Source organism: Dinghuibacter silviterrae (assembly GCF_004366355.1).
Classification (GTDB): Bacteria; Bacteroidota; Bacteroidia; order Chitinophagales; family Chitinophagaceae; genus Dinghuibacter; species Dinghuibacter silviterrae.
Genome location: NZ_SODV01000002.1, coordinates 450,706 through 467,039 on the forward strand (window position 1 = coordinate 450,706; position 16,334 = coordinate 467,039).

The window sequence follows — 16,334 nt, forward strand, 5'->3', positions numbered from 1 at the left end:
CTAACATGGAGATTGCTTATGAGAGTTACGCTGTTACAATTGCTGTTGGCGGGAGGGCTGGTCGCTAGTGCGTCCGCCGGCCGCGTCAGCGGCCAGGGTATCCTGGACCGTAAGATATCCATTACGGAAAACAGCCAGAACCTGAAAAAAGTATTAAAGACCATCGAACAGGCCGCTGATGTAAAGTTTACATACGACACCCGCCTGGTGGCCTCCAGGGGTCAGGTGAGCCTGGATGTCCGGAACGAGGACCTCAAGAACGTGCTCGACCGCCTGCTGAATCCTCTGAATATACGATACGAGGTCGTAAACGACCAGATCATTTTACAACGGATGCCGGTGATTGACCCCCCCACCGCTTTTAAAGCGCCTGAAGGTGTCAAGGGGACGGTTGTTTCTGCCGACGGCACACCGCTACCTGGAGTAAGTGTGACGATTGCAGGGACGGAAAAAGGGACGGTGACCGATGCGACCGGGCACTTTACGATCGAGGCTAAGAAGGGGGATGTTTTGGTATTTTCTTATGTAGGGTATACGAGCTATCGTATGGCCGTGGGAAATGCCACCAGCATCAGCATCACTTTGAATCAAGGGGGGAATGCCTTGCACGAAGTGGTCATCACAGGTTTGGGGATTAAAAGAGAGAGCCGGTCCATCGGGTACTCGGTCCAGCAGGTATCGGGCAACGACGTCGTCAAAGCCGATCCCCCGAATATTTCCGAAGGGCTGGTGGGGAAAGTGGCAGGCATGAATGTCACGCTGCCCAATGGGGTGGAAGGGGCTTCCAGCCGGATTGTGATCCGGGGGAATAACAGCTTGTACGGAAACAACCAGCCTTTGATTGTCGTCGACGGGGTCATGATCGACAACGAACCCATCCTGCCCAAGGGGGACAATCAAACGCTGGACAACCTCGCCAATCCCGGCCAGACGGACGTGTCCCAACTCGCGACCGACTACGGCTCCTTCCTCAATACGATCAATGCTGACGACATCGAAAGCGTGAACGTCCTCAAGGGGCCAACGGCTGCCGCTCTTTACGGTGCCCGTGGCGCGAACGGCGTAATCCTGATTACGACCAAAAAGGGATCGAAGGAAAAAGGGCTTGGCCTGGACTATAACTTTTCGGTGCGTTGGAATGACCCGTATCGGTTTATCAAAATGCAAAATGAGTATGGGAGCGGGATGACGACTACCTTGTATTCCGCCAATCCGCCTTTTGTGACGGATGCTAGCGGGAACCCCAGGGAGTTTACGGAAAACGACCAATACGGGACCTACCAGAATATCCCCGGCGGCGGGCCTTTTTACAACTACATCGGTTTCCCGGGCGACGGCGCCTCCTGGGGACCGAAGATGCAGGGGCAATCGCTGACATGGTGGGATGGAACGAAAAGACCTTATACCAATAACCCCAATATCTTCAAGAGCTTTTACAAAACCGGTTATACGACGACCAACAATGTGTCGTTTTCCGGTGGAGGAGACGTAGGTACCCTTCGTGCTTCCTATACCCGCACGTATAACGATGCCATCACTTACAACAGCAATTATACCCAAAATGTATTCAACCTTGGTTCGTCGATCAATGTATCCAAAAAGGTAAAGGCGGAGGCCACGGTAAGCTATATCAACATCAACCGTCTGAATGCCCCGAATATCCTGGGGGAAAACATCGGTACGCCGAACGGGTACACGTACTCCGGGATCGGGTACATGACCATGTACCACCTGCCCCGGGACTATAAACCCCTCGAACGGAGCATGTCGGTCAATGCCGATGGTTCCCGGAATACTACCGTGCCGAACAATAACCCTTATCCCTCCTCCAGCATGGGCAATTACTGGTGGAACCTTTTCGCCAACAACGTGACGTTGACACAAAATCAGTTGCTGGGTTCCGTCAAGCTCACCGGTGACATCCTGCCCTGGCTGTCGGCCAATGGTCACGTAGGGATCAACTACTACACCAACCAGTTCGAGACCAAGAACCGGCCTACCGACGCCGCTGGTCTCCAGGGAGACTATGCCAACGACCTGTCGACCATATCAACTGAAAACCTGGACGCCATGATCACGGCGCACAAGGACAACCTCGTCAAGGATTTCAACGCCAGCCTGAGCGTGGGCAGCAGTTGGTACCATTACAAGATGTACGACCTCGCGGCCTCCAACCCTGGCCCGTTCAGCTACCCCTTTACCTATAACCTGAACAACTATAACGGGGCAGCCGCAAGTTATCCGCACCCGACCGAGAACCGGAACGAAAGCGAAATCAGCTCGGTCCTGGGTATCCTGAACCTGAGCTACAAGAATTACCTTTTCCTCGAAGCAAGCGGACGGAACGACTGGTCGTCCACCCTGCCGCAGAACGAATGGTCCTTTTTCTATCCCTCCGCCACGCTGAGCTTTGTGTTCACCGATGCTTTCAATATGGGGCGCGCAAAAGACTGGCTGAGCTATGGCAAAGTAAGGGTAGGGGACGCCGGCAGCGCCAATGGATATGTGCCCTATTCCACCCAGTTCAACTATCTGCCCGTAACGACGGCCGGGTTCACCAACGGTTTGTCGGTTCCGGGTACGCTACCTGCACTGCACATCCAACCGCAGCGTTCCCGCTCGCTTGAAGTGGGTACCGACCTGGGTTTCCTCAACAACCGGATCAACCTGAATTTCTCCTATTATAATATCTATTCCAGCGACCAGATCATCCCTATCCCCGTGGCCATCAGCTCCGGCGCCAGCCAGATCACCATCAATACCGGCGCCTTGCGGAACAGGGGATTTGAATTCATCATCAACGCCAAGATTATTGACCACATGCCCTTCTCCTGGGACGTGACCATTAACGGTGCCCACAACCAGAATAAGGTTGTAGCCTTGGAAACAGGTGTCAATTCTCTACAACTCGGTAGCTGGTTTGGCGGCGACGGTGTCGCTATGAATGTAAAAGTGGGGGACAACTATGGCGGCATCTACGGCCTGGGTTATGTGTATAAGAACGGCCAGCCGGTTGTCAACCTCCTATATGCTGACGGTGCCAACACCGGCAACGGCTCGGTCATCGGCGCCCAATATGCCACCACCGCAGCGCCCGTCAAGCTTGGGGATGCCACGCCGAAAATCACCGGCGGCATCGGCAATACCTTTACCTACAAGAACATCAGCCTGTATGTCCTGACCGACTTCAACATCGGCGGCCAGATCTGGTCCGGTGACTATGCCACCATGATGGGTCAGGGTGAAGCGCCCGAAACGGTCAAGGAAAGGGACGGCGGCGGTTTGGCCTATACTTTTCCCGACGGTACATCGTCCAAGATCGGTGTCATCCTCCCCGGTGTAACACCCGACGGTAAGACGAACACCACCGTCGTCAACGCCTGGTGGAAATATGCCGGCAACTACCAATCCTGGGATAACGTACCCGTCGTCCGGAACAACTCCATCTTTACAAACAGTTGGGGCAAACTGCGCGAGGCGACCCTTACGTACCGGCTTCCGCGCTCTTTTGTCCAAAAAACAAAGGTCTTCCAGAACCTGCAGGTATCCCTGGTGGGTCGTGACTTGTTCTACCTGTTTACGAAACTCCCCGACCGTATCAACCCCGAAAGCCTGAGCGGCACGACCAACGTCCAGGGCATCCAGTTTGGCGGTTTGCCTGGTGTTCGTTCGTACGGTATTTCAGTAAAAGCAGGGTTCTAACCATTAAATAACTTCTTTATGACCAGATACAATAAAGGCAATGCGCTAACCCTGGGCACAGCACTGATGCTGATCGTGGGGCTTGCGTCTTGTACCAAGAATTTTAAAACGATCAATACCCCCTGGAACGGGTCACCCACGCCGACCCTTCCCCAATTGTTTACTGCATTTGTTGCCAACCTGGATGCCACAGCGAATACCGAACAACGCGACGACAACGGCTGGATCTATCCCATCACCCAACAAGGTGCGGTGTATACAAAATCGGACTACCTCTATGGAGGAAGCACCAGCGCCTGGTCCGACTTTTATTCGAACCTGTCCAACTATACCGCGGCCATGAACTTTATCACCGCCCAGCCTGACACCGCGATTTACACCAACGTAAAGGCCATGTTGAAGACCCTGCGCGCCTACCAGGCAATCAAGGTGTCCAACTTCTGGGGGGACATACCCTTTTCCAAGGCCGGACAAGCCATCTCCAACAGTACGGCGGCCCTCACGCCTGCCTACGACAGTCAGCAAAGCATTTACCTGTCCTGTCTGTCCGACCTCACCTGGGCCGTCAACAACCTGAGTGCTACCGATGCCACCCAGTTCGCCCTCGGCACCAGCGACGGTGTCCTGAACGGAAACATCACCCAATGGATCAAGTTCGCCAATTCCCTTCGTCTCCGTTTTGCGCTGACGATCTATGGCAAGGACCCCACCGATGCGGGACCGATCATCGCCGATGCTTTGACCAAGCCCTTACTGTCCGCTTACACCACGGCAGACAATATCGGCTTGTACGAAGCCAACATTGCCGGTCTGACCTTCCCCGCCCGGGCGTACTCCTTTGGGACCGAGTGCCGTCTCCGCATGGGCACCTGTATGTGGGAATGGATGTCCAGCACCAACGCCCTCGACGGCAGCGGCATCTTCGACCCAAGGTGTACCATCTTTTTTGAAGGCAACAACGCCAACCAATGGAACCCCTACCCCCAAAACCCGACGTCCTCGACACCCGCCGAGCAAGGCGACCCCTATAACACCCTCAGGGACGCCGATTGGGCCAACAAGGACGGTGATCCCAGCAACCCCACGACCAACCTCTACGCCAACTTCAACTACTACTGGAGCCGCGACGGCGTCATCTCCGGCAGCAACGGAGCCATCCCCGAGCTGTTCATGACCGCCGCCGAGGTCCACTTCCTGAAGGCCGAAGCCTACGCCGGTGGGTACGGTGTCTCCCAGGACATGGCCACCGCCCAGACAGAATACTATGCCGGTATCACCGCTTCCGTAAATTTCTGGACCACTATGGCCATGACCTCCAGCGTATGGGTGGTCAACAAACCGACCAGCCTCCCCAACAACGCCACCATGACCGCTTTCCTGGCGAATCCCGTGGTTGCCTTCAATTCCGCAACGGCCCTCAAGCAGATATATGCCCAAGAGTGGATCGATATGATCCGCCAGCCCTGGGACGCCTGGACCCTCATGCGCCGGACCGGCATCATGACGCCGCAGGATCCCAACAACGCCTCCTACTATACCACGACCTACGGGGGGTATCAACGGTATACCTATCCCTCTTCCGAGTCCCAGTTGAACTATAACAACTGGTATGCGGAGACGAAAGGGGTTGATGTCGTCAGTGCCAAGATTTGGATTGCTAAGTAAACAGTTGGATTTTTGGTTTTGATAATGGCCGCCCTTCGGGGCGGCTTTTTATTTATAATAGTGTAATAGTTTATTGGGGATTCGGATAAGTCGGCGAAATTAGCTGTTGTATGAAGACTAAACAGGAAATTTCGTAACCGGCAAATAATTCTTAAATTTGTGTGATGACAGATACCGCATATCAAATTGTGAAGAAGGCCCTGCTTAAGAAAAAGGCGGAAGTAAGGGTATCTCCTGCTGCAGCCAAACAATTTTTGTTGGCAAGCGGCTTGGGTGATATTCTTGCGAACGCTCCTTCTCTGAAAAGCGGTAAATCTGTTGCCACCCAAAAGGCCCGTGGCAAAAAGTCTCCTGCCTGACTTTTTCAACTCCTCATTCTACCTCTCTGCGTTTCCATGTAAATTATAATCCATGGCGGATTTCATTTATTCTGCCGAGCCGGGATTATTGATAGGATTCCATGGCTGCGAGCGGTCAATTTGTGATGATATTGTCTCAGGCAAAAAGCAAATGAAGGCAAGCAATAATTCCTGGGATTGGCTTGGAGACGGGGTATATTTCTGGCAAAACAACTACGAGCGGGCTTGGTATTATGCGCATCACCCTCCCGGTAACTTAAAGATTAAGAAACCCGCAGACCATATTGTCAGGCGTCTGGATTGTGCAGTTATAAAGATGGTGCACCAGTTTTTCCATAAGGAAGGCTTAGCGCCTTTTGACTCGGTGCGGGCATTATTCCCGGAGGGTCGGGCGCTTTACAATGGCGCAGGCTTCAGGGAGAATACCCACATCCAGATTGCGATCCGCAACCCCAATATGATCAAAGGGTATTTTTTGCCGCGCAGAGAGACCAAATGGTCAGGTTATCCCCTTAAAAGAGGCCAACGGCTTTAACACACCCCTAACGCCCTCCCCTTAAACTGCAAATACAGCGCGCGGTCCTATATACAGCAACACAATTTGCTCACTACGTAAAAACAAATGTTATGAAAACGAAAATTACACTGATGACCGCTCTCGCTACTGTCGTTCTTGCCGGTGCCGCTATTACTGCCAAGGCTCAGTGTGGTTATGGATACGCTCCTGCTCCTCACTACTATGCGCCGGCTCCCGCTTACAACTACGGGTATTACCACAGGGGTGATGTGTACCGCGACCGCAGGGACATCTATATGGATGAACGCGCTATCGGCCGCGACCGTTACGACCTGTACAGGGACCGCGCTTATGGGGACCGTTACGACGCCCGCATCGACCGCGGCCGTATGGACCGGACCTACCGCGACCTGGGTCATGACCGCAGGGACCTGCGTCACGACAGGTGGTAAGTAAAAATGGATTTGGTTTGTGTTTGAAGAATAATGTGTAATGCAAGGCCCCGGTTTCGACCGGGGCCTTTAACATGATGCTAACGCTGTGGATTTAAACGTAAAATACATTTCGATGTCTTATATATAGAACACTACTAAAACACAAGGTTATGAAAACGAAGATTACTCTCCTGACCGTTATCGCCACCGTTGCTCTTGCCGGTGCTGCTTTTTCCGCGAAAGCTCAGTTTGTGAGCGTCCGTGCCTTCGTACCGGTTCCCCGGGTTATCATACCCGCGCCCAGGGTGTTTGTACCTGCTCCGCGTGTTTGGTGCGCGCCCGCACCAGTTCCTGCTCCCGTTTATTGCGCTCCGGCCCCGGCCTACTGCGCGCCGGTCTATCGCGAAAGGTTTTATGCCCCGGTACACGTCCACAGGGACTATTGCAGAGGCCGTAGGTGGTAAATGTTTGGAACCAAATATATAATAGGCAAGTGTGTGATCAAGGAAAAGGCCCCGGAGCAATCCGGGGCCTTGTGCGTTTATATAGACGTGCCGCTTAGTAGCGGTAGTAATCCGGTTTGAAGGGCCCTTCCTTGGGTATCCCCAGATACTCGCTCTGCGCGGTCGTCAGCTCATCAAGCTCGACGCCAATTTTGGCGAGGTGAAGACGGGCGACTTTTTCGTCGAGGTGTTTGGGGAGGACGTAGACCTTGTTCTCGTAATTGCCGTGGTTGACCCACAGTTCGAGTTGGGCGAGGGTCTGGTTGGTGAAGGAGTTGCTCATCACGAAGCTGGGGTGGCCGGTGGCGCAGCCGAGGTTGACGAGACGGCCTTCGGCGAGGAGGAGGATGTCCTTGCCGTCGATGGTGTATTTATCGACCTGGGGTTTGATCTCGACCTTGGTCGAGCCATAGTTCTTGTTGAGCCAGGCGACGTCGATTTCGATGTCGAAGTGGCCGATGTTGCAGACGATGGCTTTGTCTTTCATCGAGCGGAAATCTTTCTCGGTGATGATGTCGCGGCAACCGGTGGTGGTGACGATGATGTCGGCTTCCTTGACGGCGTTGGACATTTTCTTGACTTCGTAGCCTTCCATAGCGGCCTGGAGGGCGCAGATGGGGTCGATTTCGGTAACAATGACACGGGCACCGGCGCCGGCGAGGGATTCGGCGGAACCTTTACCTACGTCGCCAAAACCGGCAACGACGGCGACCTTACCGGCGATCATGACGTCGGTGGCGCGGCGGATGGCGTCGACGCAGCTTTCGCGGCAGCCGTATTTGTTGTCGAACTTGGACTTGGTGACGGAGTCGTTGATGTTGATGGCGGGCAGGGGGAGGGTTCCCTTTTGCATGCGCTCGTAGAGACGATGTACACCGGTGGTGGTTTCTTCGCTAAGACCACGGATGTGCTGGATGAGCTCGGGGTAGACGTCGAACACCATGTTGGTGAGGTCGCCGCCGTCATCGAGGATCATGTTGAGGGGGCGGTCGGTGCTGCCGAAGAAAAGGGTTTGCTCGATGCACCAGTTGAATTCTTCTTCGTTCAGGCCTTTCCAGGCGAAAACGGGGACGCCGGCGGCGGCAATGGCGGCAGCGGCGTGGTCTTGGGTGGAGAAGATATTACAGGAGCTCCAGCGGACTTCCGCGCCGAGGGCCACGAGGGTTTCGATGAGGACCGCGGTCTGGATCGTCATGTGGAGACAACCGGCGATGCGGGCGCCCTTGAGGGGCTGGGTGCTTCCATATTCAGCCCTGAGGGACATCAGACCGGGCATTTCTGCTTCGGCCAGCTCGATTTCCTTGCGGCCCCAGGCGGCCAGGCCCATGTCTTTTACCTTATAGGGAAGACTCAGGTCGATCTTGGCTTTTGTGTACGTGGTGGACATGATCATTGTTTTATTACGTGCAAAGCTAAGTTTGTAGAATAAAATATCAGTAAGATTTTGATATTTTAGGGAAAAATAAGGTTTAAGGTGTATTTTGTAGTACAAACAGCATAAAACTCATGGAAAAAGAGGGCTCCGCAGGCAAAAACGCTGTCGCCGGGGGCGCGGGTGCTATCCCGGCGCTGGACACGAAGGACCTCCAAATATTGCGGCTCCTGCAGGAAAACGCCCGGATCACGGTCCGGGAGATCGCGTCCCAGGTGCACCTGAGCACAACGCCGGTGCACGAGCGGATCAAGCGCATGGAGGAGACCGGGGTCATCCGCCAGTACGTGACGCTGGTGGACCATGCGAAGGTCAAAAAGGGACTGATGGTGATCTGCTATGTATCGCTGAAACAGCACAACAAACAGTCGGGGGCTCAATTTATCCGGGCGATCGACGCGATGGAAGAGGTGATCGAGTGTTATAACATCTCCGGCGAGTTTGACTTTATGCTAAAGGTGGCGGTGGAGAACATGGATGCGTACTACCATTTCCACGTCCACAAACTCAGCGAAATCGAAGATATTGGGCACCTCCAGAGCGTGTTCGTGATGGGCATTATCAAGCAGACCCATCAGTTGGTGTACTGAGGTCGTACTGCATAATATAATCGCGCATATAATACCCATTCCCGATTTCGAGGTCGAGCTCGTGCAACACGCGGAACCCCATTTTCTCGTAAAAATGCCTGGCCTTGTTGTCGCGCTTGACCTGGAGCTGTATGGCGTGGGCTTCGAGGGCTTCGGAGAGGCGGATGACCTGTCCGAGGAGTTGGCGGCCCCAGCCCTTGCCCTGGCCGGTGGGGAGGACGTAGAGCTTGTGGAGCTTGATGGTGCCGGGCGGGTCTATTTCGCTGAAGTCGGCAAAGCCTTGGGGGACGTGGTCTTCTTCGAGGATGAGAAAGCGGTGTCCCTCGCGCATCTGGGTGTCGAGGGCGGTGGGGCTGTAAAACAGCTCCAGCATATATTGGAGTTGTTCGGGGCTGAGCAGTTCGCTATAGGTGGCGGGCCAGATGTCCTGGGCCAGGCGGCGGATCAGCGGGATGTCTTCGATGACGGCGTCTCGGATGGTGGTCATGTCTTTCTAGAGCCTTGTAGGCGATTCCTCGAAGGTATGCAAAATATGGGTCGCCGAGGCGAGCTTGGCCTGTACGGTGAGGAGGACGTCTTCGAGGGCGGCGCGCATTTGGCCGGGGTCGTCGTGGATATAGGCCGCATCGCGGGCTTCGATGAATTGCTGGATGGACCGGTGGAAGTCTTCGTTGGAGGTGATGGCGGCTTCGAGGATTTTGTTGCGTTCGGTGACGGTTCTTTGGAGGACGAACATGAGGTATTCGACTTGTTGGAAAAGGATGCCGAGCTCGTCGTTTGAATGTTTGGGTAAGGCCTGGAGCTGCCAGGTGGAGATGTATTGCTGGAGGGCGAGGTTACCGGACCGGAGGGGGCGCATCATCCGGCTGATGATCAAAAGGGTGGCCCCGGTGCCGGCCAGCGTAAAAATAAGGATGGCGAAAAGGATCCGCAGGGTAGAGGGTGTTCCGGAGACGGAAAAAAAATAGACGAGCATACCGATTAGGGGGATGTGGATGCCGCAAAATGCACAGACCATGATCTTAAATGCGAACCGGTGGGTCATCTTGGCGGGGGTGGGTGCTTTCAGTTCCATAGCAGACAGGATATTAGAAAACATTGTAAATTGATGCCATGAAGGTATTCATAACCGTTCTTTTCCTCGTTTCGATACAATATAAACAATTTCTTTTCGCGCAAGACGTATTTGGGGGGAATCCTGCTTCGGTCCGTTGGCGGCAGCTGAATACGGATACGGCCAGGATCATCTATCCCGCGGGGATGGATAGCCAGGCGCTGCGGGTGGCCCAGATTGTACACTACCTGAACCGTTCGACGGGGCATTCGATCGGGAACCGGTTGCGGAAGATCGACATCGTGTTTCAGAAGGATGTGACGTATGAGAACGGCTTTGTCGCCCTGGGGCCTTTCCGGAGCGAGTTTTACCTGAATCCCCCGCAGGATGTGTTTAGCCTGGGGAGCCTGCCCCCTTACGAAAACCTGGCCATCCATGAATACCGGCACGTACAGCAGTATACGAACTTCGACCGGGGGTTTTCGAAGGTGTTGTCTTATATCCTTGGTCAGCAGGGGCAGGACCTGGGGAACGCTTTGACGGTGCCGAACTGGTTTTTTGAAGGGGACGCGGTTTTCCAGGAGACGCTGGTGAGCCGGGAGGGTAGGGGAAGGTTACCGTCATTCTTGGATGATTTTACCGCGCTATGGGCAGGTAACCGGGAGTATACGTGGGAAAAGTGGCGCAACGGGTCTTACCGGGACCTGGTGCCGAACTGGTATCCCCTGGGCTTCATCCTGGTGTCTTATGGACGGGCGACGTATGGAACGGATGTCTGGAGGAATATCGCGGGAGACGCGGCGGCGGCCCGGGGTGGTTTCTACCCGTTTCAGAAGGCGGTGAAAAGATATACGGGGCTTTCATTCCAGGCCTTCCGGGATACGGCCATGCGTACCTATAAAGACCGGATCCTGGCGGGGGATACCGCGGTGGCCGGGCGTTTGCTGACGCCCTTGAAAAAACATGCACTGGTGACCTATCAACAGGCCTTTGACGGGGCGCAGGTTGTGGCGAAAGCCGGTTATGCGCAGGTCCCCGCGTTCTATGTACGGGGGCGTCGCCTCAGGACGATGGATGTCGTGCAGGATAACTATTTTTCCTACCATAATGGAAAGGCCGTGTACGCCGCGTTTCAGCCGGACCTTCGGTGGGGGCTGAGGGAATACAACGACATCCGGCTCCTGGACGTCCGTACGGGGGAGCAAAAAACACTCACCCACAAGGCGCGTTACTTCGCCCCTGATATCTCTGCCGACGGACAAAAGGTCGTGGCGGTGAATATGCCATCGGAGGGCGCGGCCTCGCTCCGGATTCTGAGTACCGGTGACGGACACGTCCTGGATACGATGCCGAATCCGCACCGTTACTTCTATGTCATGCCGCGCTGGACGCCGGACGGGCAGCATATCGTGGCGGGTGTCAGGGATGGGGTCGGGCGGATGTCTCTTTTGTGGATGGACGCAGGCACGCACGAGGAAACATTGCTGCTACCCTTTTCCTTCCATGTACTGGCGTATCCCTATATAGCGGGGGATACCGTCTTCTTTTCGGCCCGGCAGGGGCAGGGGGAACAACTGATGGCTTTTGTAAAGGGGCAGGGGATGCTGTACCGGCTAACGGACGGGGTCAGGGCCTATTATATGCCGTCGGTTCAGGGAAACGAGGTCACGTGGACGACGCCTACAGCGGACGGCATGGCGTTGTACACGGCGCCCACCGCGAGCTTTCCCTGGACGCCTTTGGCGGCGGATTCTTTTGCGTTGAATGCAACGACGCCCTTGCTGCCCGCGGGTTTTACACAGGACAAGGCCCTGGATGCGCTGACGCGTCTGGACACGAATGTTTTTTACCCGTCAAAGGTGTATCATAAAGCCTCCCACCTGTTTAACTTCCATAGCTTCCGGCCTTACTACAGCAACCCGGACTGGTCTTTTACGGTGTATGGACAAAACGTCCTCAATACTTTCCAGTCGCAGGTAGGGTATGACTACAACCAGAACGAAGCCAGCAGCAATGTCAGCGCGGGCGCGACGTACGGGGCCTGGTATCCGTGGATCAGCGGGTCGGTGGGGTATACGACGCACCGCACCGGCGTGACGAACCGGGGGAACGTCGTTCACTGGGACGAGCTCCAGGCGGGGCTGGGGACGAGCGTGCCCCTGGACCTTTCGCATGGGCGGTTGTACCAGTTTCTGACACCGGCGTTTTCTGTCCATACGGATCAGCTGTCGATCCCGCCGGTGTATGGGAAATATTTCTCGACTTCCCACGTCGAATACCTTCAATACGACCTGACCTGGAGCACCCAGACACAGCAGACGCTCCAGCAGATCTTTCCGCACTGGGCCCATACTTTTTCGGCGGACTTTCAGCGGTCTACCTTAGGCGATCCCCTGGCTTGGCAGGTGCTGCTTCAAGGGTCGGTGTATCTGCCGGGGCTTTGGAAGAGCCACAGCCTGGTGCTGAACGGGGCGTACCAGCGGCGGGACACGCTGGGGCATTATACGTTTACCAATGATTTTCCGATCTCCCGCGGGTATCCGGGGATCAATTTCCCGGAGATGTATAAGTGGGGTGTGAACTACCATTTTCCGCTGGCCTACCCGGACGCGGGCGTCGGAGGGATCGTCTACCTGCTCCGGCTAAGGGCGAACGTGCTGTACGACCAGACGTACCTGAACGGGCTGGTGCCCAATTCCCAATACCACCTGCGTACGGCGGGGTTGGAGTTGTACTTCGATACGCAGTGGTGGAACCAGTTGCCGGTGAGTTTTGGGATCGGGTATTACCGGTTGCTTGACAACAACCTTTTGGGGATCGGGCCGAACCAGTTCCAGATCCTGCTGCCGATCCTGTTCTAGCGTATATCGAGCTCCAGGTCAGGCGCGAGCGCTTTTGCGCCCTTCGCATCTTTGACGATGACATTGTCTATAAAAAAAGCATCGCCGGGTTGTACCTGTTCCGCGATGTTGGCGCTCCACGCGGTGTCGATGGTGGAGGCGTAGAAAATGCGGGAGAAGAGGCGGAAGGTGGTGTCTATCTTGCCGGTGGAGTCCTGGTAAAAGGACTGCTGGCGGAAGCTGAAACGGAAACGGGTGACGGTGTAGGTGCCGCCCTTGTCGTCGGTGACGGTGACCGGAACGGACAGTACGGTACGGGCGACGTTGGTGTCGATGATACCGCCGGCCTGGCTGCCCCAGGTAGTTTTGAGGCGGACCGGGGCCGCAGCACACAAGAACAGGAAGGGTACGATATACAATAATCGGGTCATAACAGGCGCAGCCCTTTTACCCCAGGGCCAGGAGGTTTTCTTCCAGCGTTTTGATCTTTGCCAGGGCGTCTGCCTTTTTCTTGCGTTCGAGCTCGATGACTTCGGGGCGGGCGCCGGCAACGAAGCGTTCGTTGCCCAGCTTCTTTTCCACCGAATCCAGGAACCGGCGCTGGTAGTCCAGGTCTTTTTGGAGCTGGGCTTTTTGCAGACCGGTGTCGAGGGTGTGCGGGGCTTTCAGGGCAAAGCCCGTGGTTCCGACGACAACGGATACCGCCCCGGCTTCGGGTTCGGTATTGATATAAACGTTTTCGGCGCCGGTTTGTTTTTGCAGGAGGGAAATCATCCGGTCTACGGGTTCCTTTGTCTGGATCCAGAGCTGGATGAGGTCCTTGGGTTTTATCTGTTGTTTGTTGCGGGCGTCACGGATGGAAGTGATGGCGTTTTTGAGAAAGAGCCCTTGTTCCAGGATCGCTTTATCGGGCGGGGCGCTTGCGACCCACTGGGCAATGCAGAGGTCGTCACCTTCGGCCCTTTCCTTTAGCAGGTGGTAGATCTCTTCCGTGATAAAGGGCATATAAGGATGAAGGAGCTCCATGAGCCGGTCGAAGAAACGGACGGTATGGGCGTAGACGGCCGCGGAGATGGGTTGTTCAAAACCGGGTTTGACCCATTCGAGGTACCAGCTGCAGAAGTCGTCCCAGATCAGGGAGTAGATCGTCTTGAGGGCTTCACTGAGGCGGAAGTCGGCAAAAAGGGCGTCGACCTCGGCGCGGACTTCGCGGAGGCGGTGGTCGAACCATTCGACGGCGAAGGGGAGGGCGTCGCCGGCAAGGGGCGCCGCGCCGGGCCCACCGGCCGCGTTGGGCGCCTGCCGCGCCTCCCACATCTTGACGAGCTTTAGCGCGTTCCACAGCTTGTTGTTGAAGTTGCGCCCCTGCTCCAGGGAAGCCTCGTCAAACAGGAGGTCATTCCCCGCAGGCGCAGCGATCATGATCCCGAAACGGGTGGAGTCGGCGCCATAGCGGTCGATGAGGTCAAGCAGGTCGGGCGAGTTGCCGAGGCTCTTGCTCATCTTGCGGCCCTGTTTGTCGCGGACCATCCCGGTGAAATAGACGTCGTCGAAGGGGCGGAGGTGTTCGAATTCCATACCGGCCATGATCATGCGCGCGACCCAGAAGAAAATGATGTCCTGGCCGGTCACGAGGACGGTGGTGGGGTAATAATATTTCAGCTCGGCGTTGCCGGGTTGGGTGATGCCGTGGAAAACTTCGATGGGCCAGATCCAACTGGAGAACCAGGTGTCGAGGACGTCGGGGTCCTGGCGGAGGTCCTCCGCGCGGAGGGCGCTGTAGGCAGCGGCGGTCGCCGATGGCGCGGCGGCGCCGCCGCCCGCACCAGCAGGCTGCGCCTCGCGCGCTTGAAACTGTGCGAGCGCTTCTTCCACGGTCGCGGCGACCTCAAAGGTCCCGTCGGGCGCGAAGAACGCCGGGATTTGCTGCCCCCACCACAATTGCCGGCTGATACACCAGTCCTTGACGTTCTCCAGCCAATACCGGTAGGTCGCGAGGAACTTGTCGCCGGGGTGGATGCGGACGTCGCCGTCGTTGACGGCGGCCAGCGCGGGGCCGGCGAGGTCTTGCATCTTTAGGAACCATTGGGTGGAGATGCGGGGCTCAACGACGGTGTCGGGGTTACGCTGGCTATAGCCGAGGCGGGTGGCGTACGATTCGGTACCGACGAGGAGTCCGGCTTCGTTCAGCGCAGCGACGACTTTTTTGCGTGCGACAAAGCGGTCTTCGCCGACGAAGACTTCGGCGGCGGCGCTGAGGGTGCCGTCGTCATTGAGCGTGTCGATGATGGGCAGATGATGCTTCAGCCCCAGGTTATAGTCATTGATGTCGTGGGCGGGGGTCACCTTGAGTGCACCGGTACCAAAGGTGGGGTCGACATAGTCGTCGAAGATGATGGGCACGGGGCGGTTGACCAGCGGGACAACGGCCTTCCATCCCCGCAGGTGCCGGTAGCGCTCGTCGCCGGGGTTGACACAGATGGCGGTGTCGCCCATGATCGTTTCGGGGCGCTGGGTGGCGATGGTAATGAACTCGCCGGACGGCGCCCCGGAGGCATCGAGCAACGGGTACCGGACGTGGTACAACTGTCCCTGGAGCTCCTTGTATTCTACTTCCTCATCGCTGAGGGCGGTTTTGGCTTTCGGGTCCCAGTTGATCATGCGGGCGCCGCGGTAGATGAGGCCCTTGCCATAGAGGTCGATAAAGATCCGGATGACGGCCTTGTAATAGTGATCGTCCATGGTGAAGCTGACGCGGTCCCAGTCGACCGAGCAACCCAGCTTGCGGATCTGGCTATAGATGATGCCCCCGTACTTGTCCTTCCATTCAAAGGCATGCCGGAGGAAGGCTTCGCGTGTGAGCGATGATTTTTCGATACCCTTTTCCTTGAGCATATTGACGACTCGCGCCTCGGTGGCGATGGAGGCATGGTCGCTTCCGGGAACCCAGCAGGCATTATACCCGTTCATACGGGCTTTCCGGACAAGCGTGTCCTGTACGGTCTCGTTCAGGGTATGACCCATGTGGAGCACGCCGGTGACATTGGGCGGGGGGATGACGACGGTGAACGCTTTCCTGTTGTCCGGTTTGCTGTTGAAATAACGCTTGTCCAGCCAATGTTGGTACCAGTTGTCCTCTACCTGGGAGGGGATATAATTCTTGCTTAATTCCATGGGAGGGCAAAAATACTGTATTTTTCCCCTCAAATCTCCCTGAAATGCACCCTATAAGGCTTTT

12 protein-coding genes are annotated in these 16,334 nt (G+C 56.0%); 7 read left to right on the forward strand and 5 right to left on the reverse strand.

From position 1 onward, the window contains the following. Positions 1-18: 18 nt before the first annotated feature. From EDB95_RS19065 to EDB95_RS19085, 5 genes are all read left to right on the forward strand, one after another. Positions 19-3,702 (forward strand): SusC/RagA family TonB-linked outer membrane protein, encoded by a 3,684-nt coding sequence (locus tag EDB95_RS19065; RefSeq protein ID WP_162852688.1) that lies wholly within the window; start codon positions 19-21, stop codon positions 3,700-3,702. 18 nt (positions 3,703-3,720) lie between these two features. Further along, positions 3,721-5,367: a SusD/RagB family nutrient-binding outer membrane lipoprotein gene (locus tag EDB95_RS19070; RefSeq protein ID WP_133995938.1), complete on the forward strand. Its 1,647-nt coding sequence runs from the start codon at positions 3,721-3,723 to the stop codon at positions 5,365-5,367. 164 nt (positions 5,368-5,531) lie between these two features. Continuing rightward, positions 5,532-5,726 (forward strand): hypothetical protein, encoded by a 195-nt coding sequence (locus tag EDB95_RS19075; protein ID WP_133995940.1) that lies wholly within the window; start codon positions 5,532-5,534, stop codon positions 5,724-5,726. 52 nt (positions 5,727-5,778) lie between these two features. Further along, positions 5,779-6,261 (forward strand): hypothetical protein, encoded by a 483-nt coding sequence (locus EDB95_RS19080; RefSeq protein ID WP_133995942.1) that lies wholly within the window; start codon positions 5,779-5,781, stop codon positions 6,259-6,261. Positions 6,262-6,353: 92 nt separating this feature from the next. Further along, positions 6,354-6,695 carry a hypothetical protein gene (locus EDB95_RS19085; protein WP_133995944.1) on the forward strand — a complete coding sequence of 114 codons (342 nt, stop codon included), beginning with the start codon at positions 6,354-6,356 and terminating at the stop codon, positions 6,693-6,695. Positions 6,696-7,235: 540 nt separating this feature from the next. On the opposite strand, the gene ahcY is transcribed toward EDB95_RS19085, so the two are convergent. Beyond that, positions 7,236-8,567 carry an adenosylhomocysteinase gene (gene ahcY / locus EDB95_RS19090; protein ID WP_133995946.1) on the reverse strand — a complete coding sequence of 444 codons (1,332 nt, stop codon included), beginning with the start codon at positions 8,565-8,567 and terminating at the stop codon, positions 7,236-7,238. A 119-nt stretch (positions 8,568-8,686) separates the two neighbouring features. Between ahcY and EDB95_RS19095 the strand changes: the two genes are divergently transcribed. Next, complete coding sequence (locus EDB95_RS19095) at positions 8,687-9,202, forward strand: Lrp/AsnC family transcriptional regulator (protein ID WP_133995948.1); 516 nt, start codon at positions 8,687-8,689, stop codon at positions 9,200-9,202. Here EDB95_RS19095 and EDB95_RS19100 read toward each other — a convergent pair. Both EDB95_RS19100 and EDB95_RS19105 read right to left on the reverse strand, forming a co-directional pair. Next, positions 9,174-9,689, reverse strand: a complete 516-nt coding sequence (locus EDB95_RS19100; protein WP_133995950.1) for a GNAT family N-acetyltransferase — start codon at positions 9,687-9,689, stop codon at positions 9,174-9,176. The two genes, EDB95_RS19095 and EDB95_RS19100, sit on opposite strands and share 29 nt — an antisense overlap. A 6-nt stretch (positions 9,690-9,695) precedes the next feature. Further along, the gene (locus EDB95_RS19105; protein ID WP_133995951.1) at positions 9,696-10,277 is read right to left on the reverse strand and encodes a hypothetical protein; all 582 of its coding nucleotides are present in this window, start codon (positions 10,275-10,277) and stop codon (positions 9,696-9,698) included. A 38-nt stretch (positions 10,278-10,315) separates the two neighbouring features. Between EDB95_RS19105 and EDB95_RS19110 the strand changes: the two genes are divergently transcribed. After that, on the forward strand, positions 10,316-13,117 hold the full coding sequence (locus tag EDB95_RS19110; RefSeq protein WP_133995953.1) for a TolB family protein: 2,802 nt from the start codon (positions 10,316-10,318) through the stop codon (positions 13,115-13,117). On the opposite strand, the gene EDB95_RS19115 is transcribed toward EDB95_RS19110, so the two are convergent. Next, positions 13,114-13,527: a hypothetical protein gene (locus EDB95_RS19115; protein ID WP_133995955.1), complete on the reverse strand. Its 414-nt coding sequence runs from the start codon at positions 13,525-13,527 to the stop codon at positions 13,114-13,116. The two genes, EDB95_RS19110 and EDB95_RS19115, sit on opposite strands and share 4 nt — an antisense overlap. Positions 13,528-13,543: 16 nt before the next feature. After that, the gene (locus tag EDB95_RS19120; RefSeq protein ID WP_133995958.1) at positions 13,544-16,270 is read right to left on the reverse strand and encodes a valine--tRNA ligase; all 2,727 of its coding nucleotides are present in this window, start codon (positions 16,268-16,270) and stop codon (positions 13,544-13,546) included. Positions 16,271-16,334: the final 64 nt, after the last annotated feature.

Coding starts and splice junctions, on each gene's coding strand:
- EDB95_RS19100 (WP_133995950.1), bottom strand. CDS start 9,689: ATGACCACCATCCGAGACGCCGTCATCGAAGACATCCCGCTGATCCGC.
- EDB95_RS19065 (WP_162852688.1), top strand. CDS start 19: ATGAGAGTTACGCTGTTACAATTGCTGTTGGCGGGAGGGCTGGTCGCT.
- ahcY (WP_133995946.1), bottom strand. CDS start 8,567: ATGTCCACCACGTACACAAAAGCCAAGATCGACCTGAGTCTTCCCTAT.
- EDB95_RS19115 (WP_133995955.1), bottom strand. CDS start 13,527: ATGACCCGATTATTGTATATCGTACCCTTCCTGTTCTTGTGTGCTGCG.
- EDB95_RS19120 (WP_133995958.1), bottom strand. CDS start 16,270: ATGGAATTAAGCAAGAATTATATCCCCTCCCAGGTAGAGGACAACTGG.
- EDB95_RS19080 (WP_133995942.1), top strand. CDS start 5,779: ATGGCGGATTTCATTTATTCTGCCGAGCCGGGATTATTGATAGGATTC.
- EDB95_RS19105 (WP_133995951.1), bottom strand. CDS start 10,277: ATGGAACTGAAAGCACCCACCCCCGCCAAGATGACCCACCGGTTCGCA.
- EDB95_RS19095 (WP_133995948.1), top strand. CDS start 8,687: ATGGAAAAAGAGGGCTCCGCAGGCAAAAACGCTGTCGCCGGGGGCGCG.
- EDB95_RS19085 (WP_133995944.1), top strand. CDS start 6,354: ATGAAAACGAAAATTACACTGATGACCGCTCTCGCTACTGTCGTTCTT.
- EDB95_RS19075 (WP_133995940.1), top strand. CDS start 5,532: ATGACAGATACCGCATATCAAATTGTGAAGAAGGCCCTGCTTAAGAAA.
- EDB95_RS19070 (WP_133995938.1), top strand. CDS start 3,721: ATGACCAGATACAATAAAGGCAATGCGCTAACCCTGGGCACAGCACTG.
- EDB95_RS19110 (WP_133995953.1), top strand. CDS start 10,316: ATGAAGGTATTCATAACCGTTCTTTTCCTCGTTTCGATACAATATAAA.